General features: G+C 43.4%; 28 protein-coding genes and 2 pseudogenes. 11 read left to right on the top strand and 19 right to left on the bottom strand.

Going from position 1 to position 26173, the window contains the following annotated elements:
- Positions 1-217 precede the first annotated feature (217 nt).
- Positions 218-3400, bottom strand: coding sequence for a bifunctional cytochrome P450/NADPH--P450 reductase (locus K3G25_RS16150; protein ID WP_232489405.1), 3183 nt, complete (start codon positions 3398-3400; stop codon positions 218-220).
- 164 nt (positions 3401-3564) lie between these two features.
- Here K3G25_RS16150 and K3G25_RS16145 point away from each other — a divergent pair, with 164 nt between their 5' ends.
- Positions 3565-4635 carry a DUF3900 domain-containing protein gene (locus tag K3G25_RS16145; RefSeq protein ID WP_017419072.1) on the top strand — a complete coding sequence of 357 codons (1071 nt, stop codon included), beginning with the start codon at positions 3565-3567 and terminating at the stop codon, positions 4633-4635.
- 36 nt (positions 4636-4671) lie between these two features.
- On the opposite strand, the gene K3G25_RS16140 is transcribed toward K3G25_RS16145, so the two are convergent.
- Positions 4672-5793, bottom strand: coding sequence for an FAD-dependent oxidoreductase (locus K3G25_RS16140; RefSeq protein WP_100261636.1), 1122 nt, complete (start codon positions 5791-5793; stop codon positions 4672-4674).
- Positions 5794-5943: 150 nt separating this feature from the next.
- On the opposite strand from K3G25_RS16140, the gene K3G25_RS16135 reads away from it, so the two are divergent.
- Entirely contained in the window at positions 5944-6456 is a 513-nt protein-coding gene (locus tag K3G25_RS16135) for a MarR family winged helix-turn-helix transcriptional regulator (RefSeq protein ID WP_017419070.1), read from the top strand.
- A 38-nt stretch (positions 6457-6494) separates the two neighbouring features.
- On the opposite strand, the gene K3G25_RS16130 is transcribed toward K3G25_RS16135, so the two are convergent.
- From K3G25_RS16130 to K3G25_RS16115, 4 genes are all read right to left on the bottom strand, one after another.
- Complete coding sequence (locus K3G25_RS16130; RefSeq protein ID WP_012117028.1) at positions 6495-7139, bottom strand: Bax inhibitor-1/YccA family protein; 645 nt, start codon at positions 7137-7139, stop codon at positions 6495-6497.
- Between the two features lie 90 nt (positions 7140-7229).
- Complete coding sequence (locus K3G25_RS16125) at positions 7230-7532, bottom strand: FMN riboswitch-binding regulator RibR (protein ID WP_232489404.1); 303 nt, start codon at positions 7530-7532, stop codon at positions 7230-7232.
- 29 nt (positions 7533-7561) lie between these two features.
- On the bottom strand, positions 7562-7735 hold the full coding sequence (locus K3G25_RS16120) for a YezD family protein (protein ID WP_003155693.1): 174 nt from the start codon (positions 7733-7735) through the stop codon (positions 7562-7564).
- Between the two features lie 311 nt (positions 7736-8046).
- Positions 8047-8913, bottom strand: a complete 867-nt coding sequence (locus K3G25_RS16115) for an STAS domain-containing protein (RefSeq protein ID WP_014417142.1) — start codon at positions 8911-8913, stop codon at positions 8047-8049.
- A 160-nt stretch (positions 8914-9073) separates the two neighbouring features.
- On the opposite strand from K3G25_RS16115, the gene K3G25_RS16110 reads away from it, so the two are divergent.
- Positions 9074-9436: a VOC family protein gene (locus K3G25_RS16110; RefSeq protein WP_007408938.1), complete on the top strand. Its 363-nt coding sequence runs from the start codon at positions 9074-9076 to the stop codon at positions 9434-9436.
- Between the two features lie 84 nt (positions 9437-9520).
- Positions 9521-9847, top strand: coding sequence for a heme-degrading oxygenase HmoA (hmoA, locus tag K3G25_RS16105; protein ID WP_003155696.1), 327 nt, complete (start codon positions 9521-9523; stop codon positions 9845-9847).
- A 32-nt stretch (positions 9848-9879) separates the two neighbouring features.
- On the opposite strand, the gene K3G25_RS16100 is transcribed toward hmoA, so the two are convergent.
- From K3G25_RS16100 to K3G25_RS16060, 9 genes are all read right to left on the bottom strand, one after another.
- Complete coding sequence (locus K3G25_RS16100; RefSeq protein ID WP_017419063.1) at positions 9880-10569, bottom strand: YetF domain-containing protein; 690 nt, start codon at positions 10567-10569, stop codon at positions 9880-9882.
- A 113-nt stretch (positions 10570-10682) separates the two neighbouring features.
- Positions 10683-10961 carry a YesK-like family protein gene (locus K3G25_RS16095; protein WP_017419062.1) on the bottom strand — a complete coding sequence of 93 codons (279 nt, stop codon included), beginning with the start codon at positions 10959-10961 and terminating at the stop codon, positions 10683-10685.
- Between the two features lie 30 nt (positions 10962-10991).
- The gene (locus K3G25_RS16090; protein ID WP_095061184.1) at positions 10992-11525 is read right to left on the bottom strand and encodes a GNAT family N-acetyltransferase; all 534 of its coding nucleotides are present in this window, start codon (positions 11523-11525) and stop codon (positions 10992-10994) included.
- A gap of 88 nt (positions 11526-11613) precedes the next feature.
- A complete protein-coding gene (gene cotJC, locus K3G25_RS16085; protein ID WP_003155700.1) occupies positions 11614-12183 on the bottom strand; it encodes a spore coat protein CotJC in 570 nt (189 codons plus the stop codon).
- A gap of 14 nt (positions 12184-12197) precedes the next feature.
- Entirely contained in the window at positions 12198-12461 is a 264-nt protein-coding gene (cotJB, locus tag K3G25_RS16080) for a spore coat protein CotJB (protein WP_007408934.1), read from the bottom strand.
- Positions 12445-12693, bottom strand: a complete 249-nt coding sequence (gene cotJA / locus K3G25_RS16075; protein ID WP_003155704.1) for a spore coat-associated protein CotJA — start codon at positions 12691-12693, stop codon at positions 12445-12447. Before cotJA ends, cotJB begins: the two co-directional genes overlap by 17 nt.
- A gap of 133 nt (positions 12694-12826) precedes the next feature.
- Positions 12827-13696, bottom strand: a complete 870-nt coding sequence (gene ant(6) / locus K3G25_RS16070) for an aminoglycoside 6-adenylyltransferase (RefSeq protein ID WP_017419060.1) — start codon at positions 13694-13696, stop codon at positions 12827-12829.
- A 197-nt stretch (positions 13697-13893) separates the two neighbouring features.
- The gene (locus K3G25_RS20900) at positions 13894-14187 is read right to left on the bottom strand and encodes a hypothetical protein (RefSeq protein WP_025649911.1); all 294 of its coding nucleotides are present in this window, start codon (positions 14185-14187) and stop codon (positions 13894-13896) included.
- A 179-nt stretch (positions 14188-14366) separates the two neighbouring features.
- A complete protein-coding gene (locus tag K3G25_RS16060; RefSeq protein WP_003155709.1) occupies positions 14367-15086 on the bottom strand; it encodes a YebC/PmpR family DNA-binding transcriptional regulator in 720 nt (239 codons plus the stop codon).
- A gap of 343 nt (positions 15087-15429) precedes the next feature.
- On the opposite strand from K3G25_RS16060, the gene K3G25_RS16055 reads away from it, so the two are divergent.
- The 7 genes and pseudogenes from K3G25_RS16055 to K3G25_RS16025 form a co-directional block, all read left to right on the top strand.
- The gene (locus tag K3G25_RS16055) at positions 15430-15729 is read left to right on the top strand and encodes a contact-dependent growth inhibition system immunity protein (RefSeq protein ID WP_061861935.1); all 300 of its coding nucleotides are present in this window, start codon (positions 15430-15432) and stop codon (positions 15727-15729) included.
- Between the two features lie 91 nt (positions 15730-15820).
- A complete protein-coding gene (locus K3G25_RS16050) occupies positions 15821-17704 on the top strand; it encodes a ribonuclease YeeF family protein (protein ID WP_232489403.1) in 1884 nt (627 codons plus the stop codon).
- A gap of 16 nt (positions 17705-17720) precedes the next feature.
- Complete coding sequence (locus tag K3G25_RS16045; protein WP_015417243.1) at positions 17721-18011, top strand: contact-dependent growth inhibition system immunity protein; 291 nt, start codon at positions 17721-17723, stop codon at positions 18009-18011.
- A 596-nt stretch (positions 18012-18607) separates the two neighbouring features.
- Positions 18608-19003: an immunity 22 family protein gene (locus K3G25_RS16040; RefSeq protein WP_232489402.1), complete on the top strand. Its 396-nt coding sequence runs from the start codon at positions 18608-18610 to the stop codon at positions 19001-19003.
- Between the two features lie 280 nt (positions 19004-19283).
- Positions 19284-19886 (top strand): annotated as a pseudogene (locus tag K3G25_RS16035) (DNA/RNA non-specific endonuclease); the annotation flags it as partial.
- Positions 19887-19890: 4 nt separating this feature from the next.
- On the top strand, positions 19891-20361 hold the full coding sequence (locus K3G25_RS16030) for an antitoxin YezG family protein (RefSeq protein ID WP_088056297.1): 471 nt from the start codon (positions 19891-19893) through the stop codon (positions 20359-20361).
- A 91-nt stretch (positions 20362-20452) separates the two neighbouring features.
- Positions 20453-20712 (top strand): annotated as a pseudogene (locus K3G25_RS16025) (TIGR01741 family protein); the annotation flags it as partial.
- A 67-nt stretch (positions 20713-20779) separates the two neighbouring features.
- On the opposite strand, the gene K3G25_RS16020 reads toward K3G25_RS16025, so the two are convergent.
- From K3G25_RS16020 to K3G25_RS16005, 4 genes are all read right to left on the bottom strand, one after another.
- Positions 20780-21655, bottom strand: a complete 876-nt coding sequence (locus tag K3G25_RS16020) for an ABC transporter permease (protein WP_103527092.1) — start codon at positions 21653-21655, stop codon at positions 20780-20782.
- Complete coding sequence (locus K3G25_RS16015) at positions 21656-22609, bottom strand: ABC transporter ATP-binding protein (protein ID WP_014417126.1); 954 nt, start codon at positions 22607-22609, stop codon at positions 21656-21658.
- 262 nt (positions 22610-22871) lie between these two features.
- A complete protein-coding gene (locus K3G25_RS16010) occupies positions 22872-25367 on the bottom strand; it encodes an FtsX-like permease family protein (RefSeq protein ID WP_232489401.1) in 2496 nt (831 codons plus the stop codon).
- Positions 25364-26119 (bottom strand): ABC transporter ATP-binding protein, encoded by a 756-nt coding sequence (locus K3G25_RS16005; protein WP_014417124.1) that lies wholly within the window; start codon positions 26117-26119, stop codon positions 25364-25366. The genes K3G25_RS16010 and K3G25_RS16005 overlap by 4 nt, the downstream gene beginning before the upstream one ends.
- Positions 26120-26173 lie beyond the last annotated feature (54 nt).

The following is a 26173-nucleotide window of genomic DNA, read 5'->3' as shown; positions in this document are numbered from 1 at the left end:
TTTTATCCAAAATAGGCGCAACTATTTTGTCCTGGAAACAGCAGATGGGACTCTTGGCGCTGATATCCTTCCACCACTGTGAGACATCCTTATCTTGTTATAAGATCTCACAACAAAGCCTTCAGATTGCTGACAAACCGAATATATCGATTGGAAAGCAATTCATTTTATTGAAGGAAAAAGGACTGGAGTCATCCAGTCCTTTTCATCAAATCGCTCAAATCCCCGCCCAAACATCTTTTGCGTAAATGCCTTTTGTCTGGAGGTCCAAAAGCCATTCTTGCGCTTGCCGTTCGTCTGTTTCGTGGACCGACTGATACGCTTTTTGCAGCGTTGCCTCTACATCGGGCGCCATTTTGCTGCCGTCGCCGCATACGTAGAGGTGCCCTCCCCGGCCGAGGATGGAAATTAAAGCGCCGGCGTCTTTCGCCATTAAGTGCTGCACATACGTTTTCGGTACGCCTTCTTTGCGGGAGAAAGCCGTATGAAGCGTCACGATTCCGTCTTTTTCATAAGCTTCAAGCTCGTCACGGTAAATAAAATCATGATCGTTTCTGCATCCGAAATACAGATGAGCCTCCCCCAGCTCTTTTCCTTCTTTTTTTAACGCCGCCCGGGCCTGCAGAAATCCGCGGAACGGGGCGACTCCTGTGCCGGGACCGACCATAATAATCGGTTTTTCCGGATCTTCCGGCAGCCGGAATCGTGTTTCCGGAGTGCGGACAAACATCACGATACCATCCTCAGGGCCGCGATCCGCTAAATAATTCGAAGCGACTCCGCGATACTCACCCAAACCGCTCCGGGCGGGGCCGCAAACGACGCCGACGGTAATTGAAGCCTGCCCGGGATGTTTCCGCGGCGAACTTGAAATCGAATAATACCGCGGCTTCAGCGGGCGCAAAAGCTCCAGAAATCGCTCAAACGGAAGTTCACACGCTTCATATTTTTCAAGGAGATCGAGCATCGAGACGCGCAATGTTAAGATTTTCTCCTGATAGACGCCCTCCTCAAGAAAATCTTCCAATTCCCGTTTGTGCGGCGGGCAGACCGTATAAGCGGCCATTTCCCGGATTTGAGCCCTTGATGCCGCTTCCTGCAATTCGACACAGCTGCTCAGAAGATCATGCAGCCTGACCGGCCGATCGAGCGGGAGATGAGCCGCGCTCTGTCCGCTGGCCGTCAGCAGCACTTGATCATTCCCATTCAGATTGAACCGGCGGAGAACACGGCTGACCTGCTCCTTGCTGTTTACCGGCAGCACGCCGAGATGATCCCCTTCATGATAGGCAGCCTCTTTCGGCAGAGTGATTTCGATATGCCTTGTGCTCCGGCCGCTTTCCGGCGCCTGAAGTTCCCTATTTTCCGCAACGGATGCGTAAACCGCTTCATACGTCTGTGCCAAAGGGGACCCGCCAAGCCCGCTGACAAATTGAAGGCCCAGCGCACTCCGCTCTTTTTCGGCATTTTCATTCAGCTTGAGACCGAATGCCTTCATGGCGTCCGTCCACATGCTTTTTTTCCATTCATCAAGCTTTCCTTCAAAATCGCCGCTGACGTCCCCCTCGCCTCGGGAGGAAAAGCGTTCCGCCCCTTTTTCGGCAAGCTTCTCATCAATAAGCCTCGGCACGGCCTGATATGTCGCCGCCCAGTTATGATCACCGCAGCCGAAGACGGCATATCGGACGCCTTCCAGCTCCCCGGGTTTGACTTCTTCAAGCCATTGAACGAATTGTCCCGCGTTGCTCGGAGGCTTTCCGTTATAAGAGGACGTAATGATCAAGAGAGCCCCTTCTTTCGGCAGTTTTCCGATCCGGTCATTTAAAGGCGCCGTTTCAGTCCGGACGCCGTGCATCCCGGCAGTATCGGCAAGCTCCCGCGCCACGCCTTCTGCGGTTCCCGTATCTGAGCCGTACAAAATCAGAAGCGGTCGGTTATCAAGCCCGATAATGGATGCGCCTTTTGTTTCCCGTTTTTCTTTTTCGACGTCTCCCGCCGCTTTTTCAGCCGCCGGGAGGGCTGCCGCAACGGCTCCTTTGTTTCTCGGCCGCACCCGGATATGAAAGTAGCCGGGCTTGATCGTTAGCGTCTGTTTAATATCGAGCTCATAATCGGTGTGATCGATAAAGGTAAAATGCTGCAGAATCATCCCCAGAACAAGAGTTGCTTCATGCAGGGCGAACTGCATACCGATACATGCCCTCTGACCGTTTCCGAACGGCTTGTACGCATGGTGAGGCACTTGATCAGGATGTTCAAACCGCTCCGGATAAAATTCCTCCGCATTGTCTCCCCACGCGTCTTTATCACGGTGAAGCTGGGGAATTAAGACGGAAATTCTGTCTTTCGGCGTGATCGGATATTTCCCGCCGATCACCGTATCCTCTTTCGCATAAAGGCTGAACGCAGGCGCGGTCGGCCATAAGCGCAATGACTCCTGCAAAATCATTCGGATATAAGTAAGATCCAGCACTTGTTTATATGAAGGAACGGGATCGGTCAATACCCGATCGGCTTCTTCATAGGCTTTTTCCAAAACACGGGGATGTTTCAGCAGAAAGTAGATGGCAAAGGAAAGCAGGCCGCTGGTCGTTTCGTGGCCGGCAATTAAAAACGTGATAATTTGAAACCGGATATTTTCATCATCAAGTTTTTCGCCCGTTTCCGGGTCTTCCACATTCAGCATTCTGGCCAGCAGATCCTTTTCATCCCGGCCGCCTGACCGGCGCTCTGCGATAATACTGTCTACTAACGAAAACATCGCCTGAATGTCATGATGAAATTGGCGTTTCGTCCTGATCATGAGCTTATCCTGAACATCAAGGCGCTGCATTTGGTGCATCGCTTCATCAAGGGCGCGCACCATGCTGTTGATAAACGGATGAGGCGTTTCCCTGTAATAGCTGTTAAACCGATAGTTAAAGCCGCAAAGCCCGATCGTATCGAGCGTCAGGCGGGTCATATCAGCAGGCACATCAACGGCCTCATCCGGGTTCAGCCTAGCCCATTTTTGAATCAGCTGCACCGCGATATCAGTCATCATCGAATGATAATCTTTCATCGCGCGCTGGCTGAAGGTCGGCATCAGAATATTATGCGCCTTTCGCCAGTTAGGCTCATGCGTCCAGCTTGTAAACAGCCCGTCACCGGAAAACGCCCGGACTTTCTCTAAAGCCCCTTCAATGCTTTTATCGAACCGCTCTTCATCACAAACCTCTTTCACCAGTTCATGGCCGGACACGACGATAATGGCGCCCGCCGGCGTATGCAGCTGAAAAATAGGCCCCTGCTCGTTTGCCAGTTTGATAAGCGACATTGTAGGCTTGTCTTTATCAAGCAAAGGAAGATTGCCGAGCGGGCCAAATGTCTTCGGCTGCGGAATCGGACCTGTTTCCTTCATGAATAACACCCTTTCTAACACGTTGATGCGTTCCTTCCAACTACATTGCCCTTTTCACCGGCCGATTATCCGCCGTCACGGATCAATCATCGGATTGACGATCGATAACGGTTTTTTCTATACTGGAGAGGCTTGTTAAATACAGAAATAAGGTGAGTTCACATATGGATTTTGAAATCAAGTTTTTATCGTTTTATGTCATTCAAGTGGAAGGAAAAGACGAACAGGCAAACAAACAGTTCAAACATTTCCAGACCCTTGACACGGAAGAATTTGAAAAAAGCGAGCTGAAGGATTTTCTTGACGGGGAATTGAAGAAAATCGTCAAACGGAAAGCCGAACGGCATCCGCAATCCGAGCAGGTCCCCACAAAAATCGGCCATTTTATCACGGAGCCGGGCCATGAGCTTGATTCAAATCCGAATTACAACCTTTTCAACCGCGCCAGACTTGCGGATACGAAGGAAGCATTTATCGAAGCAAGCGAGCAGTTCGTCCGCACTTACCTTGACACGAGCGCCGTGCGCGGCGGTGTTTTTATCGTGGCATCGGCCGTTCCGCGCAAGTATTTTGAAGACAAATTCGTCTTTATGATGAAATGCGATTTCGAGCCGAAGGTCGCCCGCATCTCAGACGCCTCGTCTCTCATTAAAAAGGTCGAAATGGCCATCACGACAAAAAACATGAAAAGCATTCAATATCCGTATATGCCGGAAGAAGGCATGACGGAAGAGCATGAGCTGAAAATCCACCAGGCCTCGCACGCCCGTTATTTCGAAGATTTTCTCAAATTTGTCGAATACGGCGAATCGATGCCGGAAATCATGAAAAGCCAAGTCATGAACATGGTGCAGGAGCACGTGTATGAAACTTTTGAAGAAAACAGCGAAGAGCTTCAGCAGTTTGAGCACGACATTGAAATTTGGGAAGCGAGTGAAAAGCGGGAAATTCAGGAGCGCCTCGACACCCATCAAGTCATCGAGGCATCCGCGCAGATCATTGAACACACGCCGGAAGCCGAGCTGAAAATGAAAGTCGGAGAAACAGAGATTAAAGGATTACTGGCTGATTTCGGCGAATCCATCCATCTCGCAAAAGTGAACGGGCGCTATGTCGCGCTCATTGAGGCGGAGACGATCTCGTTTGAAAAAGGCAGTTCGCCGGTGGAGTTTCACAAGCCTGAGGGGCTGCATGAGGTGATTGAGCGGATACGGAATAAATCTGAACAAGACTGACAAAAGTCCAGACGCCATGTTCTGGACTTTCTTTATTTAATAAGGCTCTTTGAGCAATCGATAGCATTCACTGATGATGTCTTGGACGCCGGGCGTTCCCTTTATCTCGCGGCGGACGATTTCAGATGAGAGATTCTGCACCTGTAATGCCCGCTCCGCCCGTCTTTCGAAGTATGCTTGACATGCAGTTTCATGGTTTTCGTGTTTTTGCAGTTCTTCACTAAGCACAATCGCATCTTCAATCGCCATCGCCGCTCCCTGGGCCAATGTCGGCGCTCCTGCATGGACGGCATCCCCGCCCAGAACGACGCGGCCTCTGTGCCACGGTTCTTTGACCGCCATCTGCTCAATCTTATGAAACAAAACGGGATATTCCTTTGACATATTCTCTGTCACAAACTTTACTCCCGGAAATCCGTGCAGCAAGTCTTTCACCCTTTCAAAACGCGTGTCCTCGTCATCCCTGAAGTCAGCGTCATACGGCCGGATGATAAATACGTATCCTGTTTTTTCAGAGAGCGGCACGACTCCGACCTGCGTCTGCCCCTTTTTATACATCAGTGTTGAATCATGAAAAACCGGCTCGGGAAAAGAAATGTAAAATCTGTGCGCTCCCATGCCGAGATACTCTGTTTTCACTTCTCTTTGCAGCATTTGATTGCGGACAGCGGAGCGGATGCCGTCAAAGCCGGCGAGGATGTCAGCCGTCATCGCGGTTCCGTCTGCACAATGCACCGTTATGTCATCTGCTGTTTCTTCGTAAGACACGACTTTTTTACCGAGAAGAATCGTGACCCCCGCCGCTTCAGCATGCTTTTTGAGGATATCGTTTAACGTTTGCCGCAATATATTATTCCGCCCCGGCAATGAATCATCTAAAAACGCCTCACTCACTTTAAACTGCAGCGTTCCGTTTTCATCATGCTGCTTCAGCCATTCCGTTTGAAAGCCGTGTTGGCAGCATTCATCATACACACCGATTTCCCGCAGCACCCGCAGCGCATTTTGAGGCTGGAGAATGCCCGCTCCGCTTTTTCGCATGCCGGACGCCGCCTCGCAAAGGATCACTTCAAAACCCGCTCTGCCGAGAGAAATCGCTGCGGACAGACCGCCGATCCCTCCGCCCACTATGATGATCTTTTTCACTTCATGGTTCATCCCGATACCGCCTTCTCTATTTATTTATCATTCATTAACTATTAGCCACCTTACTATATAGGCTGAAAAACTGTCAATCTTTATAGGTTGCCTTTTGAATCCGGCAAGCTTATACTTTGAATCACTAAAATGGTACGGAGGCTTACAAAAATGGAGTTGAGACATTTGCCGGATTACTCGCAGATTGCCGGACGCGCTGAGATTTACGCCGATATGGATGCTGAATCCTTGAAAACATTTTTGACGTTATTTGATATGTCTAAAAAAATGAATCAGGTCATGGAGCATTATTTCTCAAGTCACGGATTGTCCGAAGGGAAATTCAAAATTTTAATGTTTCTGTTTGACGCACCCGGCCACAGCCTGAGCCCGACGGAACTGGCGAAAAAATCCAATGTCACCAAAGCGACCATCACCGGGTTGATCGACGGACTCGCACGGGACGGCTTTGTAAACCGCAGCCGGCATACCGGCGACAGACGAAAAATCAGCATCGAACTCACAAAAGAAGGAAAAGAAAAGCTGATGCTGTTTCTTCCCGGCCACTTCTCCAATATTTCAGGAGTCATGGAAAGCTTCACCGCTGAACAAAAAGCGGAATTGACAAAAATGCTTGAAGTATTATTTGATAAGCTTCTGCTGTTTTCCGGCGGCAGAATATAAAAAGGCGCCCCTCTCAGCAGGGCGCCTTTTTCGCGCGGTTAATCATCACTGTTTAAAATCCCGAAAAACCGAAGCAGGTTGATAAACAGGTTAATAAAGTCGATATAAAGCGTCAATGCCATCAAAGGAATCAGGTCAGCCGTGATGTCCCGGTGCTTGATCTGGTTCAGATCGTATAAGATATACATTGAAAACACAATCGTTCCGATGACGGAATACGCCATCATGGCGGCGGAATTCAGCGGGCTGAAAATATTAAAGATCCCCACTGCGAGAAGCGCGATAACAGCGACAAGCAAGAAGGACCATAAAAACGACAAGTCCTTTTTCGTCTTAGCGCCGATCGTGCCGAGCACCGCAAAAATCACAAACGAAGAACCGAATGCCTCCAATACGACATAGGCCCCCGCTGCGGACGCATAATGGCTGATAATCGGAAACAGCGTCATTCCGGAAATGAAAGCGAATGAAAAGACAAACACATATCCGACGGCTTTTTTTCGGCGCAGCCAAAACGCGGCGATGATCATGACGACCTCTAAGATCGACAGCGGCAGCATCAATGCCGGCGGAATGAACTGGCCCGTATACAGGCCGATTGTCGCAACTAACAGTGTAAACACAAATACCGTTATAATGCGCTGCATAATAGATTGTTTGCTCTCATAAGCAGCAGTTTGCATGTCAAAAGTCCTCCCAAAAAATGATCGTGATAGGTCTATTATAAATAAAATGGGAGAAATTTGCATGATTTTAAGAAGATTTTAAGGATATCAGGCCTGACGTTTTGCTGCGCACTCCTGCATATCCATGAAATCATGCAGTTTTTTCGTCAAACCGCCGTGCCCGAATCGGATTTTCCCCTTCTGCCCCGGCGTTTTCGCGTAATCGAGGAATGCCAGCACATAAAGACGCCTGACGGGAATCGGAATGACGCCCGCATCATAAAACCAGCCGTCAATTGTATTGAGCACGCCTTTGTTAATGCCGTATTGCTTCGTGCACCAATGCAGAAAGCGCACTTCGGGCAGGTGCAGATACCGGCTCTCCCGGAAAGGAACAGTTGAATGCTTCATATGTACCGCCTCCTGTCATTGGCTGTTTTTTAAGATTGTTTTACTTCTTTGCTCTTCAGGGAAAATCGATATTTCTCCACCTTATCAATTTGTGTCACTTGGGAATTATGAACCGTAATCTGAACTGTCCCGAAATCGAGCGTTTCCAGCGCGCTGATAATCTTTTCGATCACATGCGGATCTACGTTTCCTTTGGACGTCATCATGCTCCCCCTTTATGTCTGGCCGTTCGTCTTTTGACAATGAGCGTTTTAATTCATACTATTCTGATAAGAAATATATAATTATACTATTATGTTTTCATTCAGAAATCAATAACATTTACACAATTTTTGGATATGTTTTCTTTGCGAAAACTTTCACTTCCTTCGCTTTGACATAAACCGTGTCGCCGACGCCCGCCCCCAAGGCGTCATATTGCTGTTTTTAAGAACACAATCTTCAAGTTCCAACATATTTACATTGTTTCCGCTGACAAAAAAAGCGCTCCGCCTCTGGCCGGAGCACCTTTTTTCTATGCTTTTGCTTCCTCGATCACACATGTGACACCCATGCTGGCGAGCGCCTGCTCCAGGGAGCCGTAAGTTTGATACTCTGAAAAATCAAGCCCTAATTGGATAGAAGTCTGTGCCACATCAGGCCGAATGCCGGAAAACACGGTTCTGATGCCGAGGAGAAATAACGTTTTCGACAGCATATACAATTGCTGCGCCACCATCGTATCGACAATGGGCACACCGGACAGATCGATCACAAGGTTTGTGATCCGTTTGGCGACACAGTTTTCCGGCACCGTCTCCAAAATCACGCGCGCCCGTCTCGTATCAATCGATCCGATGAGCGGCAGAGTGCCGATCGTATCCGCGATCAAAATAACCGGACAGCTCAATTCGGAAATAAGCTCCTGCTGAGATGACAGCCTTGCGATCATTAATGTCTGAAACTGTTCAGTAAAATCCGTCATCAGCTGATCGAACGAGCTGTTGACAAGGTGATTCCAGCGGCGGGCATCCTCGTTTGTTACGATGTCCTGATGCTCATCCATAAAACGGGTGACCGCCTCCCAAAAGACGGTTCTTGAATTGCCGATCGCCTCAACGACCTCATGAACCTCCGCGTCCTGCTCCACTCTGCTTTTCGCTACCTGTGCGGCCCATTTTTCTTTGTTATGCTGAAAAACGGCCGGATCTTCCAAAAAAGCGCTTGCGATGACCGTGTTTGTAAAGGTATGCTGCTCGATCAGCAGCCGTTTCATTTCCTCACTTAATTGATCCGCAGAATAAAAACGCCCTCTCAGCTTCCGTCTCAGCTTGAGCCATTTTTCCGTCAGCTCTGCCGAATGTGTAATAATATAATCATGAAGTAACTGGTCTTTGTTCACTGCCGTCTCCTCTTTCAAGAATATGTACTTTTGTCTAAATTATAAATCGGAATCGCCGATCGCACTAGAGAAATTAAAAAAACCGGCACATTAAAGCTTTTGATTGCTTTTTTCGGCAGGAGGATACACTATAAAAGAAATGAAACAGGAGGTCAGTATGATGATCAAAAAAATCGCGACAGTCGCCGTATACACTGATGATCAGCAAAAAGCGAAAACATTCTGGACGGAAAAAGCGGGGTTTGAAACCGTCGCCGAGCATCCGATGGGCCCGGGCGCCTTCTGGCTTGAGGTAGCGCCCAAAGGAGCCGCCACTCATTTGGTTATTTATCCGAAATCGATGATGAAAGGCGCCGAGCATATGAAGGCTTCTATCGTATTTGAGTGTGAAGATGTCTTTGCCGCATACGAACAAATGAAAAAGAACGGCATCACCTTTTTAGATGAACCGAAACAAATGGAATGGGGCAGCTTCGTGCAATTTAAAGATGAGGATGGTCATGTCTTTCTCCTGAAATCGTAATCCGCCAGGCATCTCAATTGACTTTGAGAATCATTTTCATTTAAAATATTGGATAAAGCGTAGAAATGATTGGAGAGATGCCAGATGTTCGTGCAAATCAGAAAAATGACCGTAAAAGAAGGACATGCCGACAAAGTAATCGAACGCTTCAGTTCAGAAGGCGTGATTGAAAAGCAGGAAGGTTTGATAGACGTAACGGTCCTGGAAAAAAAAGTCCGCCGCGGTGATGAAGAAGTCGTCGTATTAATCCGCTGGGAGTCAGAAGACCATTGGAAACAATGGGAAAAAAGCGAAGACCACATCGCGGCCCATAAAGCAAACCAAGGCAAGCCGAAACCTGATTATATGCTTGGGACGGATGTCGGTATGTATCATGTCAGAGCCGTTAAAACAGGCGTACACGAAAAATAATAAAGAGCATTTGCCCCAGGGCAATGCTCTTTTTATTTTTTCTCCTCATACGGCAGGACAAACAGCGGTTTATCGGGCTTCCATTCCGCATACAGCACGTCCTCCGTTTTTTTGATGTTCAGCTTTTTCAGCTCCTGATTCAGCTGCTTTTCTTCCAGCCCGGCTTCTTTCAGATTTTCATACAGCACTTCGCCGTCAATAATCAGCGTGACCGGCAAAGAGACCTGCTTCGGCTTTATTTGCATGTCGCCGTTTTTCGTCGTATCATATTGAAATTTCGGCAGGACGCTGACCATCCCGTTTGTTTCTAAAATCGCGTACTCCGCTTCCTGTATGGAAAAGCAATTCGCCTGTCTGAGAAGGCTTTGCAATTGATTAATGTCCAGCTTATTCTTTTTCAGCACATCATATTTCAGTTTTCCTTTATGTATGATAATACTCGGCTCGCCTTCCAACAGCTTTCTGGTGCTTTTTACTTTCTGCGTAATCAGTTCGATGAGATAAATTAAAACCCCCCATAACAGGGAAGCAAAAATGATTTCAATAATCCTGACGTTTTTATCATATACCGCATTTCCGACCAGTTCGCCGAGGATGAGCGCAGAAATAAAATCAAACGGCGTAATTTGCGAGAATTGAGTTTTTCCAAGCAATTTTAAAATCACAAATAAAATACCCAAACCGCATACTAACTCCCAAGCCACTGTAAGTAAATGTCCCATATTCGCACCTTCTTCTTAAAAGTCATTACCATTATGGACATTCGCCTGTTTTCTATACAGCTGCCGGCAACACACAAAAAAACGCAGCCGAGGCCGCGTTTTTTCACTTCTGCTTACTGTTTTTGATTCGATCTGACGACCCGTAAACACACCTCAGCGGCATAACCGGCGGCCGCTCCGGAACCCGCAAACATCGCGGCAAGCCCCAAGCCCATTCCTTCCCAGCCGCCGACACCGAAAATGCTGTAAACAACCGTACCGAAAGCAGTCAGGCCCAGCACCGCCAAAAGGCACTCAGGCCACATCTTTTTCGGCCATTTCTTACGGAGCACAGCCGATACGGCAAAGTTAAGACAAAATGCGGCCAGACAGATCAGATAAAAAAACCCCATGTCTTTTGCACCTCCGTCATGAGGAGCTTTTTATTTGCTCATCTTTTTTTCAAACAAATGATAACCCGGCGCGAGTCCTTTTGATTCGTACCCCATTCCGCTGTAAAACGACTGAAGCGCCTTGTTTTCGGACACGCAATCGAGCCGGATTTTCGTTTTTCCCGGACAAGACACACCCGTCTCCGCCCAAGTCATGATTGTCCGGCCGAGCCCCGCCCCTGCAAACTGCCTTTTAATCGCCAGCCGGTGGAGATATACGGACTCCTCATGTCCTTCATCGCCCCAAAGACGTCTGTCCCACCCGCTTGCTTCGGGAAGCAGCATGACGACGCCGGCCAGCTCTTCATTCTGCCTGAATAAAAAAACATACCCTTTGGCGATCGCCTCCCGCATATTGTGGGTATCTTCCCCTTGCAGAAGGCCGCTCCACTGGTTCGACCCTTTATCGCGAAGCCATTCTGCCGCTTGCACGAGCAGATCCATGACCTCTTTTTCATCATCCTTCCGGGCGGGGGTGACCCGGAATGCCCCCGCCTTCTCCTCCGTGATCGTAAATGGTGTCATAAAAGCCTCCTGTAATCAGAATATTCGACACCTTTATTATAGACCAAACGCAGAAAGGAAAAAAACAGCCGTCATGTTTGAGGGCCGTTTAAAAAATTTTCTTCTTATCACGTTCTTCTTTTAAAATCTCAACCGCTTCCCTGAAACGCATAGAGTGGACGATTTCACGCTCACGCAGAAAACGGAGTGAATCATTCAGGTCAGGATCATCGGAAATATCAATAATCCATTGATACGTCGCTCTCGCCTTTTCTTCAGCCGCAATATCCTCATATAAATCAGCGATCGGATCTCCCTTCGCCTGTATGTAAGACGCTGTGAACGGAACTCCGGCCGCATTGTGATAAAACAGCGCGCTGTCATGGTTGACGTAATGATCACTGAGCCCTGCATCACGCAGCTGCTCCGGGGTCGCATCTTTTGTCAGCTTATAAATCATCGTCGCAATCATTTCTAAATGCGCAAACTCCTCCGTGCCGATATCCGTCAGCAGGCCGATCACCTTGTCAGGAATCGTGTAGCGCTGGTTTAAGTACCGGAGCGCTGCGGCCAATTCGCCGTCCGCCCCGCCGTATTGTTCAATGAGAAACTTAGCCAGCATCGGGTTGCATGTACTCACTTTAACCGGATACTGCAGCTTTTTTTCATATACCCACATTTACAGATCCCTCCTTATACTTGCCATGGCCAAGGACCGCGGCCCCAGTCCCATTGAGCGCCGACCTGACTCACGCCGAATTGCAGAAGCGGTCCGTACTCAGGCTCAAACCGCTTTCTCAGCTGTCTTGAGTACCGGGAATATTCATGAAACTGCTGAAGCGCGAGACGGTCATGGGGATGTGTATCCAGATAAAGCGTCAGCTCCACCAAGACAAAGTCCGCCGCCTGGATTTGTTCCAGCAGCCGATAGTATTCATCATCAATCTTTTTCGCCATATTCGATTCCCCCCCGATAAGGATTATCATAGAAATCGTAAAGATCCTTCCAAAGGGTCCCTTTTCTCAATGCCTCCATCGGGGAAAACTGCTCCAAGTGATACGGCTGAAACCGCATATAAAGATGCGGCGGCGTTCTGTAATATTTTCTCCCGATCGGCGGGCAGGGATCAAACCGGCTGTGGAAGGGTTTATAGGATTTGACCGGTGTAAACGGCTGATTTTCTTTCATTACGATCCTCCTTTCCTAAACACATGACCTTAATAGGTATGAATCCGTATCGGCATTTATGCCCTGTAAGAAAATAAAAAAGCCCGTTAAAAACGGACTCAATGTAACTCATCTGGAATTTGAAGTAAAAAAATCATAATGAAAAATCTGATTGAAAGCGCTGATAATGTTTCAATGTATATTCCGTAATTTGTTGATCATATTCAGGATATTCATATCTCAATAAAACAGCCACTGACTTTGAATATGCTCTGAAGAGACCTTGGCAGTCAAACAATGCCTTCCACACGCTTTCATAAGTATTGCCGACATAAGTATTCAGCAGGATTTCCCAATCTTTCGCATTCATGTAATGTTGAATATACTTATAATTCTTCCCTACACTTAATGAAAACTGATTCTCTATCCCGATATTCCACGCAATCATACGCAAAACATTAGGCCTTAAAATGTCATTCATATGATCCAGCGCAAACAGTATTTCTTTACGCATTAATCCTTTAATCACATAGGTTGAAACCATCCAAAATTCATTACAGCAATCATCAAACTCTCGGGGAGTCGGTTTCTTTATATGATATTGTTCATCACTCGCAATAATCTTATGGTTGATTCGGTCATCCTTGTCTAATACTATTTCCGCCAAACCATCACTCTGTGTAAAATAATCCTCTGTTTGACTCAGAGGGATCAAAGTTAAGTCGATTTTATGATGATCTTTAAATAGCATTAGATAGGAGAACCAGTCTCCGAGTTCCGGAGGGAAAAGTTCCATATCTTCAGGTTTTTGCATCATCATTCTTTCGCCAAACTGATCCAGCCAGCTGTCGTCAGATGTGAAGGAGTCCATATCGGTCACAAAATAAGAAATATCATAGTCTTGAAATCTGTCTCTCGGTACATTTTTATTGGTTCTTGATCCCTCTAAAGTGACAAGACGGATTCTCTCGTCCTTCATCGCAATATCAAGAATCAATTTCATCATTTCGTCTTCACTTCTCACATGTAAAACCTCCCGATAAAGAGATTTTTACAGATCATGCTTTTCAGTTTATAAACAACAGAAAGAAAAGGTTTGTGAGCTTGCTCATGATTTACAGAAAGCCTTATGTACTTGATGATTTTGCTCCAATCGTAACACAGCTGCAAGAACATGAGAAGAGCACTCCTGCTGTTCCAAGAGTGCTTTTTCCCGAATGGTCAGATATATTGGCTGTCCCGATGATGATGATGGAACGGGTAGCCGCCGTAGCCTCCGCCATAGCCGCCAAAACCGTACCCCGGATATCCCCCGAAGCCTCCGTAGCCGCCGTAGCCGCCAAAACCGCCGTAACCGCCAAAACCGTATCCCGGGTAGCCGTAGCCTCCGCCGAAACCGTATCCCGGATATCCTCCGAAGCCTCCGTGGCCGCCAAAACCGTACCCCGGGTAGCCTCCGAAGCCTCCATAGCCGCCGCCAAAGCCTCCGCCGTAAATCGGTCTTCTTTCATTCATGATTTATCGCTCCTTCACATAGGTTACAGTCCAGTTTATGACATCCGGAAGGAAACGTATGGGCATCCGCCCAGTTTTGGCGAAATAATCAATAATTGCTTACGGAGATATACGATACAGGCCGACCGCGTAAGCAAAATAAAAAGGCCGGAACTTATGCCGCCCCGGCCTTTTTGTCTTTATTCGCCTAAATCTACATTGTGATAAACCTGCTGTACGTCTTCCAGATCTTCCAGCACATCGATCAGCTTTTCAAATTGAGCTTTCGCATCTTCCGGAAGCTCGACTTCATTTTGCGCAAGCATCGTCAGCTCGGCAACCGTGAACTCTTCAACGCCGGCATTTTTGAATGCCTCCTGCACGGCATGGAATTGGTCAGGCTCGGCATACACGATAACACTGTCATCCTCTTCTAAAATATCGCGCACGTCCACATCAGCTTCCATCAGCAATTCCAGCGCTTCATCCGCCGTCTTGCCTTCAACGCCGATAACGGCGGTCGCATCGAACATGTAAGCGACAGACCCGCTCACACCCATATTTCCGCCGTTTTTCCCGAATGCGGCGCGCACTTCAGGCGCCGTGCGGTTTACATTATTCGTTAACGCATCAACGATGATCATTGAACCGTTCGGCCCGAAACCTTCGTAACGCAGCTCGTCAAAGTTCTCCTCCGCGCCGCCTTTCGCCTTTTCAATCGCACGCTCAATAATATTTTTCGGCACACTGTACGTCTTCGCGCGCTCAAGCACCACTTTTAACGCCTGGTTCGATTCCGGATCTGGCTCGCCCTGTTTTGCCGCCACATAAATCTCACGGCCGAACTTCGCGTAAATCCGGCTCGTATTTGCGTCCTTCGATGCTTTCTTTTCTTTAATATTGTTCCACTTACGGCCCATTTTGTTCCACTCTCTTTCACGAATTGAATCTGTATGATAAATACTCTGCTTCTATTATACCTCAGCGGTTAGGTTGTTTCGAGTGTAAGACATTAGAAAAAACAGGCACGCTTAAAATCACCGGAGCGCAGTAAGCCGAATTTGAAGGTTATTGTACAAAACATAAAAAGCCTCCCTTCATACAGGAAGGAAGTCGCAAGCCAAAAGATTCATTTTATTCTTATTACCTATTTCCTACACTGTATATCCCGACTCACGTGGTAAAATTTTGATATCGAACAAAAGAAAGGATATGGTCATGAAAGTTTTCGAAGCAAACAGCCTACCCCACGAGGTGAGAACAATGATCGAAACAAATATTTCTGAACCTGTATTTCAATTTTTAGGAGGGACTTTCCATCAAGATATAGACACTCCTGAGACAGCTCTTGAAGAATACTTAGCAGAGATACCTAAAAAAGAACAAGAAAACGATGTAGTAGCACTCAAAACGTTTATAAATAGCGATTACTCAGATGAAGAAAAAAATGATTTTATAGAAGAGTCTGCAGATGGTGTAGATATCAATAGTTACGGACTATCCCCAATACTATGGCTCGGACAAGTCATTCAAAAAATCGAAAAGAATATTGAGGCTTTATAGATTCAGGGAAACCCTATTCCTATGTTTGCACAGTCCCTGATAAGTTTCTTAATCTTTCCCTCTATAAACCCCCGAATGAAAGGATATGGTCATGAAAGTTTTCGAAGCAACCACCCTCCTCGCCGCTGCCAAACAGCGCGCGGGTGAATACAAAAAACTGCGCGGCCAGATGGTCAATCTGAAAAAAGCGTTTCAAGGTATGGCTGACCTTGGTGACAATGATTTCTCAGGCCGGGGCGCTGACAATATCAAAGCTTTTTTCAAGGACCACGCCGGCGTCACAGACAGCTGGCTTGATCTGATCGACATGAAAATCGCATTTCTCACAAGCCTTCCCGGTAAGGTCGAAGACGCCGGACTTTCCAATTCGCATGTGGAGGAATCATTTCTGGAGCACGAGCTCACCCACGCCCTCAGTAAATCAAAGGCGATTATGGAAGAGCAGAAAAAGGACATGCGCTCCATCCTCGGAGAGATCGAAGACATCATCTCGCTCGAATTGTTTTCAACCGAAAGCACGGATCAGAAGCTTTCTTCAGCTGACAAAAAAAGAAGCGAAACGATACATAAACTCGGCAAACTTGATCACGATCTAACGAAAGAATACGCAGAAACCGAAGCGAACGAACAGTTCATCCAAGCTGACTTCCAGCAGCTCCAAAACGCTACAGGCAAAGGAAAAAGCGCCACGCCGCTTCACTACAACGCCAAAGCGTATCGCGAAAGCGACATCCATAAGAAAAAAGGCGATATCGCAAGACATTCGGATGCTTATTTGACGATGAAGAAGGAAGAAGCGAAAGAGCGGGAAATCAAGGATCTGAAGAAAAAGCTTGCTGATGGTGTCACCGATCCGGATGAGTATTTGGAAATCGCGAAGAAAATCGGCTATGAAAACCTTGAACCCGCTCAGGTGCAATATGTGATGCAGCTCGAACAAGCAAAACAGCTCGAAGAAGTCGGAGAAACGGCTTGGGATATCGTCAAAGGAATAGGCGTCGGCCTTTATGATGTCGGGAAAGACACAATAACCGGCGTCAAAGATCTGGCTGTCGGCGCATGGGATTTTTACCATCTCTCCGATGAACAAAAAGTCGCTAAAACCATATCCGGCGTATTGAACACGCCCTCTTACGCAAAAATCATATGGACAAACCTGGCGGATTCATGGAATGATAAAATGGTTAACGGGGATGCGTATTCAAGATCACATTACATCACCTACGCCATCGGGAGCATTGTCGGGCTCAAAGGTTCCGGCTCAGCTGTAAAAGTATCAAGCAAGCTCGCCAAAACAGGTGCCGCCAAAGTGGATAACGTCTTGGAAGCCGGAGAAAAAGCGGCTGCAAAACATGTAAAAACCGGGATTGAAAAAGGAAATGACTATATTAATTCCGTTTCGAAAAACAAGTACGAACCCGCGCTTGCCGGAATAGCACAGAATATTGAAAATACTCACAATGTGAAGAATACGCCTTTGTTGAAAAGTATTATTGAAGATAAAAAAGAGAGTGTGCTCAGTAAGTCTGTGACTTCTGACAATAGCGGTATACATAGTGTTAAACAAGGAGACAGCAGCCCTCTCGCACCAGGCGGTGGCTTAGCTGCTCATGAAGCAAAAGGCGGACACCTTATAGAAAGACATGTTGGGAAAACAGATAAAGAATTAATAGAAAGACTGAAGACTGATCCTAACCCACATATTACAGCTTCATCTACTTTTAAAGATAGGGCTACCGCTGAAAGAATTGCTAATTCAGTTTTAAACGATCCAAAAAATATAAAGAAAATCGAAAATTGGATTGATGATCCTAAAAAACCTAAATTAATGTTAAGATACAAGGGCGATGGAGAAATAATCGGCAGAAGTGTATCAAGAAATTCAGAACTAGTAGAAAACGTTACAAACGCGAAAATTATACTCAAAAAAGATAATAACGGTAACTTTATTCTTACAGGATATCCAACCAAATAGAAAGAGAGGAAGTATCATGGATGAAAGGTATGATTTCTTAGATGAATTAGAAAATTTTTTAGGTGCAACATTTCATCAAGATATCCAATCCCCTGAACACGCCTTAGACGAATTTATTGAGGAAATTAGTAAAGAAGGTTTGCTATTTACAGTAAAGTATTGCGAAGAGTTTCTAAATAGCGATCTAACTAAAGAAGAAAAGGAAGACATTATAAAGTGTAATGCAGAAATATATTTCCCGACAATTGGCTTACCGCCTATAGAATGGTTAAAAAGTGTAATAGAACAACTAAAAGAGGCTATTTAAAAGAAACACTGAAAGGCCCCCATTTTATGGAGGGCCTTTTTATATTGATACCGAATTTTTCGGCTTTCTTATCCGGATAGAAATGCAATACCGACAGTGCGGTTTGGATCTACTTGACGGCATCACCAGCTGAACTTTTCAACAATTTTGCCCCTAAAAGAGATACGAACAATAAATTTCGAGCCAAAAAATCAAGTTCGCCAACAACTTGCGAATTTGATAAACCGGCTTTATTAAGAGAAAGTAAAAAATCCTAGCGTAGCAAGGGTTTCGTCTATGATTCCGACTGGGCCCGAACCAGCGACCTCTACCCTGTCAAGGTAGTGATTATCTTCTGATACAAACATTGGAATATTACAGCGCAACAAATAAGAGATTTAAGAACTGCTATAAACGAAGTTGAGTTCGTAAATCCTGTTGGTAAACACGGGGGATTGGGCTCTACAGCTGCCCATAATGAATTGCTAGGAATTATTGATTCATCTCTGAACTATAATATATTTGTCCGTAGATTGAATAATTGGGCAAACTATAGACTTAAAGGTGGAGTGGAAGCCCTGCCAAAAGGATTGAGGATTAAATAATAGGAGGTTTATATGGAACGCAAAAATTACGTATCATTGTGGATCGGAAGTATAAAGGATAATGAACCATTAAGTAAATATGTTGAATTAGTTTACAATGAAGATGAGGGTGATTTTCTTCCTTCCCAATTTTTAATTGACTTTGATATAGATATCGATGATTTAGATGAAGATTTTATAGAAAAAGTTGCACATGAAAATAGTCGTAACAATTTACCTGCACTAATTGACGGCTGTTCATACGATAGTGTCATCTTACCTCGTTTCGAAGACATGGTAGGTACCACACTCCCTGATCAAATCAATGCTGCTGTTCTTTTATACAATTTTGAATATGACGGCAGGGAGAAAGAAATAAACGATAAAAACTATTCATTTAAATTTATTGGTACTGTTTCCTATGTTTAAAAGAAAAAATTATAATAAAGTATAATTCAGAATTACGTTTTCATAATGTAGTGATTATATGAGATGGTTATTTATACTACTTGGAAGAGGATAAAAAGTAGGATGACTAGAAGAAGGCTCTCTTTTTTTCAGAGGCCTTTTTTGTTTGCGTGTAAAACCTAAAAGACTATAAATATCCATAGATAAACAAAAGGAGGGGCGTTCTCTCAAAGACAAAGTAACTAACTATAACTGGAGGCTTTTCTCCACTATCGCCCACTCCATGCGTGGTACCGCCAAAGGAGTACCTTACAAACACAGTCAACAGCAAAAGTTTAAAAGAGGCACTGCAAGCATTCGCCAAAGTGGTACTGCCGAAACCTCCGCAACACCGGCACCGCATGTACCGCCGGTAACAGTCAAATACGGCGCCGAGCATTTTGCGAAATGGACCAGAAAGAAAGTATTGAAGCCGAATGTCATCTACACAAAAGAAGGCTACACGTACACCACTGACAACTATGGTAGAATTACAAGTGTCAAAGCAGACTTGCAGCTGGAAGAAGCAAAACGCAACCAATATGCACAGTCAAAAGCAGGTAAACCAGACTGTCTGACAGATGACGATAGAGGCCACCTAATCGCCACTCAATTCAAAGGCTCAGGCCAGTTCGACAACATCGTGCCGATGAATTCTCAGATTAATAGGAGCGGCAGGAAATGGTATGAGATGGAGCAGGAATGGGCAAAAGCTCTTAAAGAAGAACCTCCCAAATTAGTAACAATTGAAATTAAGCCTATTTATAGTGGAGACTCTTTAATACCTAATTTATTTAAGGTCAAATATAAGATCGGAAATAAAAGATTTAAAAATGTTAGAATAAAAAATCAAGCAGGAGGCTGATATTGTGGAAACTGAAAAGATGGGAGTACTGTATCAAAAAATAGCTGAGCAAATAAATGAAATCATTCCGTCTGAGTGGGAGAAGGTTGCTCTTTATGCCGAAATTTTAGATGATTCTTCAGAAGTTTACTTCTTCTTTACTACTCCACAAAATCAGGAATATATATATTCACACGATATTCCTGAACATTTTAATGTTGATGAAGATATATATGACGAACTTCTATATGAATTGCATGATTACTTTGAAGAGTTACGGGATCAATTTAAAACAAACAACGAGGACTTATGGACAAACCTCACTTTGCATCTCGAACGAAGCGGTAAATTCTCAATTGACTACGATTACACCGATGTCATCGCCTCAGACTTAAACGGAACACAACGGCAAGTGGTATGGGAATATCAAAACTTGGGGATTTTGCCTGAAGATGAGGACGACAAAGAATTTGTAATAAGCTACTTCGGTCTATAAATCAATAATGGCTCAGCAGTTCCCTGCTGGGCTATTTTTTATAACTAGGATTTCTCGACAATTGAAGGTGAAAAAGTTGGAAACTAAGCAAATGCAAGATTTGCACCACATTATTGGTGAAAAATTAAATGACATCATACATTGTGAATGGACAAAAATATATCTTTATGCAGAAGTATTAGATGACTCTACCATGGTTCTCTATCACTTCAAGACACCAAATGTCAACTGATTTATTCGCAAAATATACCAGTCCGATACAGTGTAAGTAAAGATATCTTCAAAACTTTTTCAAGAGAAATCCGAGAACTCTTTGAGGAATTAAGAATTGAGCACAAAAAGAATAATGATAAACAAAACAGGCAGCATCCAGTAAACGGATGCTGCCTGTTACATCGTTATGTATCGTCTGAAGAAGTCATTTATTTTGTTTTTTAAATATGAAAATAGATATGACGGTAAATATGATGGCTGTAATGACAATGACCCACAAGCTCGCAGCCGTACTGATAAAATGGCCGTTTAACTTGTAGACGATCCCGTAATGCTTTTCATATTCCTGTATTTGGGTTGTGGAAGCATGTTTAAATACTTTATCAACTGAGTCTGTCATAAACGCTTTTCTGAACAGAACAGCGGTGTGGCTGATAGGGAAATACATAATAATCTTCTGCACAAACACCGGTACGCCGCCGATCGGCACATATACTCCGCATAAAAAACCGATGGCTGTTCCGACAATCGTACTTAACGTCGAAAATGCATTTTGTGTGTGAATAAACAGCGTTAAAAATAAATTTATGGAACTTGACAGTGCAACTGAAAGAATAATGATCCCCAATACTTCAAGTATATCTGTACCGCTTAAAAGCTTGCTGCCTGTTGAAATGAGAAAAATTTCACAGCCTAAAAAGGCGATGAAAGAAAAGATCAAGCCGATGACAAATGAATGAATGACATAGCTCAATTGGATGGTCGCCCTTGATAAAGGAGCTGTTAAAAAGTCATACGTTCTCTTACTTTCTTTATCTTTCACCATAATTCCGAAAGCGCCTAAAGTCGTTGTCACAGCTGTAATGGACAGCAATCCCGCCACCATCCATTCGTTCACCATTGCTTTGGAATCATCTGTCGAACCGACCAAGGCCTTAATGGCGTCCAGCTGTGTCTGCTGTAAGAACACGGCATATAACAGAATGACGATAAATACTGACAGCAAAGAAAGAAGCAAAAGCGTTCGATCACGGAAGTATATTTTTATATTTCTGCTGATTAAACTGGATAAAGACTTCATTTATGCAATGCTCCCCTTTACTGGCAAACTGCTTCCTTGTTCCTCGATAATATGGATAAACACATCATCCATATTCCCTTTAATCACCTCGAAAGATTCAATTTTTCCTTCAAGACCTTTCAAAATGTCCAGCGCATGGAGAGTGGACTCTACACGAAGAGAATAAATAGAGTTTTTAACCGTAAAATCCAGTTGTTTATTTTCAAACCATGCCGTCGGATCAACGCCTTGCTTAAACATCATATGCAGACTGTCAAACGCATATTGATCTTTCAGCTGACTCGGTGTACCCTCTGCGATCAGACGTCCTTCTTTGATGACCACAACGTTATCAGCCACAGCGGCCTCCTCCATGTAATGGGTCGTTAAAAAGATCGTCATGTTTGTTTCTTCCTGCAGCCTTTTAATCGCATTCCAAACAAATACTCTCGTTTGCGGATCAAGACCTGTAGTAGGCTCATCTAAAAATAATATAGTCGGTTTATGGATGATGGCACGGGCAATATCAGCTCTTCTTCTTTGTCCGCCTGACAAATCGCTGTATTTTTTCTCCTTAATATCATCCAATTTTAAATAGTCTGTTACAAACTGATAGTTCTCTTGCACTTGTGCCTTGCTTAAATGATAATATTGTCCGCGGTTCATGATATTTTCATAAACGGTCAATCGTTCATCCAAAATGCTCTCTTGGAAAACAACTCCGATCTTTTTGCGGATATGATTATTCTCTTTTCCTTCACCCAGCGTATAACCGTCTATTACCACTTTTCCGGATGTCTTTTTAATCAGCGTACAGAGAATATCGATAGTGGTCGATTTCCCTGCACCGTTCGTTCCCAGAAATGCAAACAGCTCGCCGCGTTTGACAGAAAAGGATACCCCTTTCACTGCTTCAAATGATCCATATTTTTTACGAAGATCCGTTACTGTAATAATGTCTTGTTCTTCTCCCATTCTGTTCACCTCGAAAAGTAAGATTCTATACCGTTGTTCACTAACTTTATATCGTCATTCCCGCCAGGATTTTCCTCATTTTTATCCAACTTTATTATGATTCCTGAAAATACCATCTTGATTACGCACATAAAAAGGCTTCTTTTCAGCAGCCTTTTTATCGTTTGATATGAACATAATGCTAATTCCCAACCTTATGCTCGTTCTTAATCTAATAATTGTTTATATCAATAAAACCATGTCACATGTTTTTACACTTTTTTCACTTATTATCTTGAGTAAGTTCTAAAGTTATTTTCTTGTTTCCTAACTTTGCTGCCAACGGAAGGAATATAATCAGTCCCATTAATAACATAAACCCTGAGATTAAACCGATAATTGAAAAATTAATATATATCTTCCCGGGGTCTATCAAGGAGATAACGACAGCTAATAAAGCACCGGAAAGCACACCTAAAAGCAGGCCAATAAAAAGATAAAGCAAAATTTGCGTAAGTATAACGTTGATGATTCCCCTTTTGCTTAAAGAAATGGTCCGTAAGATAGCGAATTCTCTTCTTTTCGAATTGATATTATTAATTAGCGAACTAAATACACCGATAGTAATACTTATCAGCATAACTGATATAACAACAATGAAGATAGACCATCTTTGATAAAACATATCCTTTGATTTTTTTAAAGATTCTTTATAGCTATTGATTTGGATTTCTGGAAACTGTCCTTTCATTTTCTCAAGTTTACCAATCATCTGTTTCGCATGATCTGTCTGGACAAGCAATTTAGAAAATACAGTGGCATCCGTTCTGTATTTTATTTCTTTCCAATCCATATAGACATCAGAATCCTTTAATCTATTCGTAATTGCCCCTATTTTATACTTTCCAGTACTAATAATTTTTTGATCTGTATCCGAGTACTTCCCAAGTTCAACAGTATCTCCTATTTTTAAACTGTGCTTCCCAGCAAAATCCTCTGAAATGACAATGATATTCTTTTTATCATCTGGCAATCCAGTGAAAATTCCTAATTTCTGCATTCTTCCTAGATCACTTAACGAGTAATCAAATGTAATACTTCCATTGCCATTCATTAATTCTCCAGACGATTGAGTGCTAATTGAGCTTGTATATTTGATTCCATTTATTGCCTCTATTTCCTTTTCCAGTTTAATTGCGTTAATTGAAGATTTATCGCCCAGTCTGCTCGTTAGAACAACACTGGTAGGAAACTGCTCTTTTAATGCATTTTCCTCATTTTTTTGTATAGTGTTAAGCATTACAGATCCAAAAACCGTTATAATCATCATCGTACTGATTGTTAATATTACAAAAGTATTTTTTTTAACCTGTGGGATAACATTTTTAATCGCCACATACGAATTAACTCCTGAAATTTTCTTTATGATTGGTGCGAGGAACATTAATAACGGCCCTAAATAAACCGGAAATAACACGAATATACCTGTCAATAATAAGATAGAAGCCAGCAATAGACAAAATACTTGTCCTCCGTCCTCTTTAGGTATAAACTTCCCAAACAAAATTGTAATAACGCTAAGAATAACAAAAGATTTGCCAATGAACTTATTATACTTATATGTTCTGAAATTAATTTCCTCATTTTCCTGTATTACTTTGAGCGGAAGTATTTTTGTTATTTTCATTGTCGGCGATAGTAAAAACAGTTGAATAATTGTCATACAAATCAACATTATTAAAACCGCTAATTTAAAATTAAACGTAACACCAGAAGAAACATTAAATGAAAATATTTTTTCAAGCCAACCCCAGAGATACTGATTGCTAAACATGGCAAATCCAAGTCCCAGAATAGAACCGATCGAAGTTATGAAAAAGCTCTGCAGCAGAACAATTGAAAACAGTTGTCTTCCCGTAGCACCTATAGATCGCATAATCGCAAACTGATTTTTATATTTGTAGAGAAACATTTCAAAATTAGAAACAATGAGTAAAGATGTCACAATCATAGTTAAAAAAGAGAGGACTACGATAAAGATACTTAATGATTCTATATTGCTTTTCAGGAAAGGATCTTCTTCTGCAATATCTATCCTTAAGTCTTTTTCCTTCTTCTTAATCTCATTTGCTAATGACAATTTGTCTGTTCCGTTTTTTGCTTTAATCAATATATAAGTAGCTTCAATGTTTTTTCCGAATTTTTTTGCAATAATGTTTTGCAAAGTATCGTGAGAAATCAGGAGGATATTGGGAGCAATGCCTGTAGAGTTCAGATCTTCAATTGTTTCCACAAGTTTGAAGTCTTTCCCTTCTGATTGTAAGTGATCCCCGACCTTAACCCCTAGTGATTCAGCTAACCCCTTGTTTACAATAAGTTCATTTTTCTTTATATTTCTCGTGAAATGGTACCTGCTTTTTGATAAATTGTCATTATTGACTCCAACTGTGTAAAAACTAGCCTTTGAATCAGATGTTCCTAGCTTTATCTGTGATACTAAAACACTGGATATTTGCTCTATGTTTTTATTTCGATGCAGATTTTCAACAAAATGTTTATCAATGATCTTTTGACTTCCGTTCTCATAACCAACAGATAAATCCATTTCTCCGTACATCTTGGAAACTTCATCTTTTAATGTCTGTTTTGCATTAAATGCAAATAAGGTCATAGAAATGATTAAAGAAACAGATAAAATTACACCGATAATGGATGTCAGTGTAATAAATTTATTGGTGCTGAAAAACCGCAGGGACAGACCAACTATATTCTTTTTCATTGGTCTCTCTCCATTATTTTTTGAAATTTATTAAGGATACTCGACAGATCTCCTTGTCCAAGACTTTTATATTCATCAACTATATTTCCATCATGAAAAAATAAAACTCTGTCAGAATATAACGCGACATTCGGATCATGAGTAACTATGATCATACTCTTATTAAGACGTTTCTTCATATCTACAAGCACATTTAATATATCCTGTGTTGTATTAAAATCCAAATTTCCTGTAAGCTCATCTGCTAATACAATAGGAGGCGAAGTAATCAGTGCTCTGGCAATCGCAACTCTTTGCTGCTGACCTCCTGAAAGTTGAATAGGCCGATGTCTTTTCCATTTTGTAAGGCTTACAAGCTGTAGCATTTCCTTTACTTTTTTATCTGCATCCTTCTTATTTATTCCCTTTAATACAAGTGGTAAAGCTATATTCTCCTCAACTGTAAGATCCTTCAATAGATTAAAAGATTGAAAGATAAAACCAATGTTATCCCTTCTATAGATCGTAGCTTTAGGTTCTTTAAAAAAGTCATTTGTTTCTTTACCATCAAGAATAACTTTACCGCTTGAGGGTTCATCAAGAGCACCGAGTATATTTAAAAGAGTGCTTTTACCTGAACCGCTTGTCCCCATAATTGCAAGCAGTTCACCATTCTTCAATTCAAAAGAAACTTTGTCTAATGCAGTTACTTCATAACCACTCCCTTTGTAGACCTTGGATAAGTTTTTAACTTCCAATACTTTATTAGCCATTTCACACCTCAATTAATCCAATTTCTTCATTATACCAGTTGGATTGGGATTGAT

Source organism: Bacillus sp. FCW2, assembly GCF_021228595.1.
Classification (GTDB): Bacteria; Bacillota; Bacilli; order Bacillales; family Bacillaceae; genus Bacillus; species Bacillus velezensis.
Note: the sequence above shows the minus strand (reverse complement) of the source record. Positions and strands in the feature narration are given on the sequence as shown.

Coding starts and splice junctions, on each gene's coding strand:
- K3G25_RS16150 (WP_232489405.1), bottom strand. CDS start 3,400: ATGAAGGAAACAGGTCCGATTCCGCAGCCGAAGACATTTGGCCCGCTC.
- K3G25_RS16145 (WP_017419072.1), top strand. CDS start 3,565: ATGGATTTTGAAATCAAGTTTTTATCGTTTTATGTCATTCAAGTGGAA.
- K3G25_RS16140 (WP_100261636.1), bottom strand. CDS start 5,793: ATGAACCATGAAGTGAAAAAGATCATCATAGTGGGCGGAGGGATCGGC.
- K3G25_RS16135 (WP_017419070.1), top strand. CDS start 5,944: ATGGAGTTGAGACATTTGCCGGATTACTCGCAGATTGCCGGACGCGCT.
- K3G25_RS16130 (WP_012117028.1), bottom strand. CDS start 7,139: ATGCAAACTGCTGCTTATGAGAGCAAACAATCTATTATGCAGCGCATT.
- K3G25_RS16125 (WP_232489404.1), bottom strand. CDS start 7,532: ATGAAGCATTCAACTGTTCCTTTCCGGGAGAGCCGGTATCTGCACCTG.
- K3G25_RS16120 (WP_003155693.1), bottom strand. CDS start 7,735: ATGACGTCCAAAGGAAACGTAGATCCGCATGTGATCGAAAAGATTATC.
- K3G25_RS16110 (WP_007408938.1), top strand. CDS start 9,074: ATGATCAAAAAAATCGCGACAGTCGCCGTATACACTGATGATCAGCAA.
- hmoA (WP_003155696.1), top strand. CDS start 9,521: ATGTTCGTGCAAATCAGAAAAATGACCGTAAAAGAAGGACATGCCGAC.
- K3G25_RS16100 (WP_017419063.1), bottom strand. CDS start 10,569: ATGGGACATTTACTTACAGTGGCTTGGGAGTTAGTATGCGGTTTGGGT.
- K3G25_RS16095 (WP_017419062.1), bottom strand. CDS start 10,961: ATGGGGTTTTTTTATCTGATCTGTCTGGCCGCATTTTGTCTTAACTTT.
- K3G25_RS16090 (WP_095061184.1), bottom strand. CDS start 11,525: ATGACACCATTTACGATCACGGAGGAGAAGGCGGGGGCATTCCGGGTC.
- cotJC (WP_003155700.1), bottom strand. CDS start 12,183: ATGTGGGTATATGAAAAAAAGCTGCAGTATCCGGTTAAAGTGAGTACA.
- cotJB (WP_007408934.1), bottom strand. CDS start 12,461: ATGGCGAAAAAGATTGATGATGAATACTATCGGCTGCTGGAACAAATC.
- cotJA (WP_003155704.1), bottom strand. CDS start 12,693: ATGAAAGAAAATCAGCCGTTTACACCGGTCAAATCCTATAAACCCTTC.
- K3G25_RS20900 (WP_025649911.1), bottom strand. CDS start 14,187: ATGAATGAAAGAAGACCGATTTACGGCGGAGGCTTTGGCGGCGGCTAT.
- K3G25_RS16060 (WP_003155709.1), bottom strand. CDS start 15,086: ATGGGCCGTAAGTGGAACAATATTAAAGAAAAGAAAGCATCGAAGGAC.
- K3G25_RS16055 (WP_061861935.1), top strand. CDS start 15,430: ATGATCGAAACAAATATTTCTGAACCTGTATTTCAATTTTTAGGAGGG.
- K3G25_RS16050 (WP_232489403.1), top strand. CDS start 15,821: ATGAAAGTTTTCGAAGCAACCACCCTCCTCGCCGCTGCCAAACAGCGC.
- K3G25_RS16045 (WP_015417243.1), top strand. CDS start 17,721: ATGGATGAAAGGTATGATTTCTTAGATGAATTAGAAAATTTTTTAGGT.
- K3G25_RS16040 (WP_232489402.1), top strand. CDS start 18,608: ATGGAACGCAAAAATTACGTATCATTGTGGATCGGAAGTATAAAGGAT.
- K3G25_RS16020 (WP_103527092.1), bottom strand. CDS start 21,655: ATGAAGTCTTTATCCAGTTTAATCAGCAGAAATATAAAAATATACTTC.
- K3G25_RS16015 (WP_014417126.1), bottom strand. CDS start 22,609: ATGGGAGAAGAACAAGACATTATTACAGTAACGGATCTTCGTAAAAAA.
- K3G25_RS16010 (WP_232489401.1), bottom strand. CDS start 25,367: ATGAAAAAGAATATAGTTGGTCTGTCCCTGCGGTTTTTCAGCACCAAT.
- K3G25_RS16005 (WP_014417124.1), bottom strand. CDS start 26,119: ATGGCTAATAAAGTATTGGAAGTTAAAAACTTATCCAAGGTCTACAAA.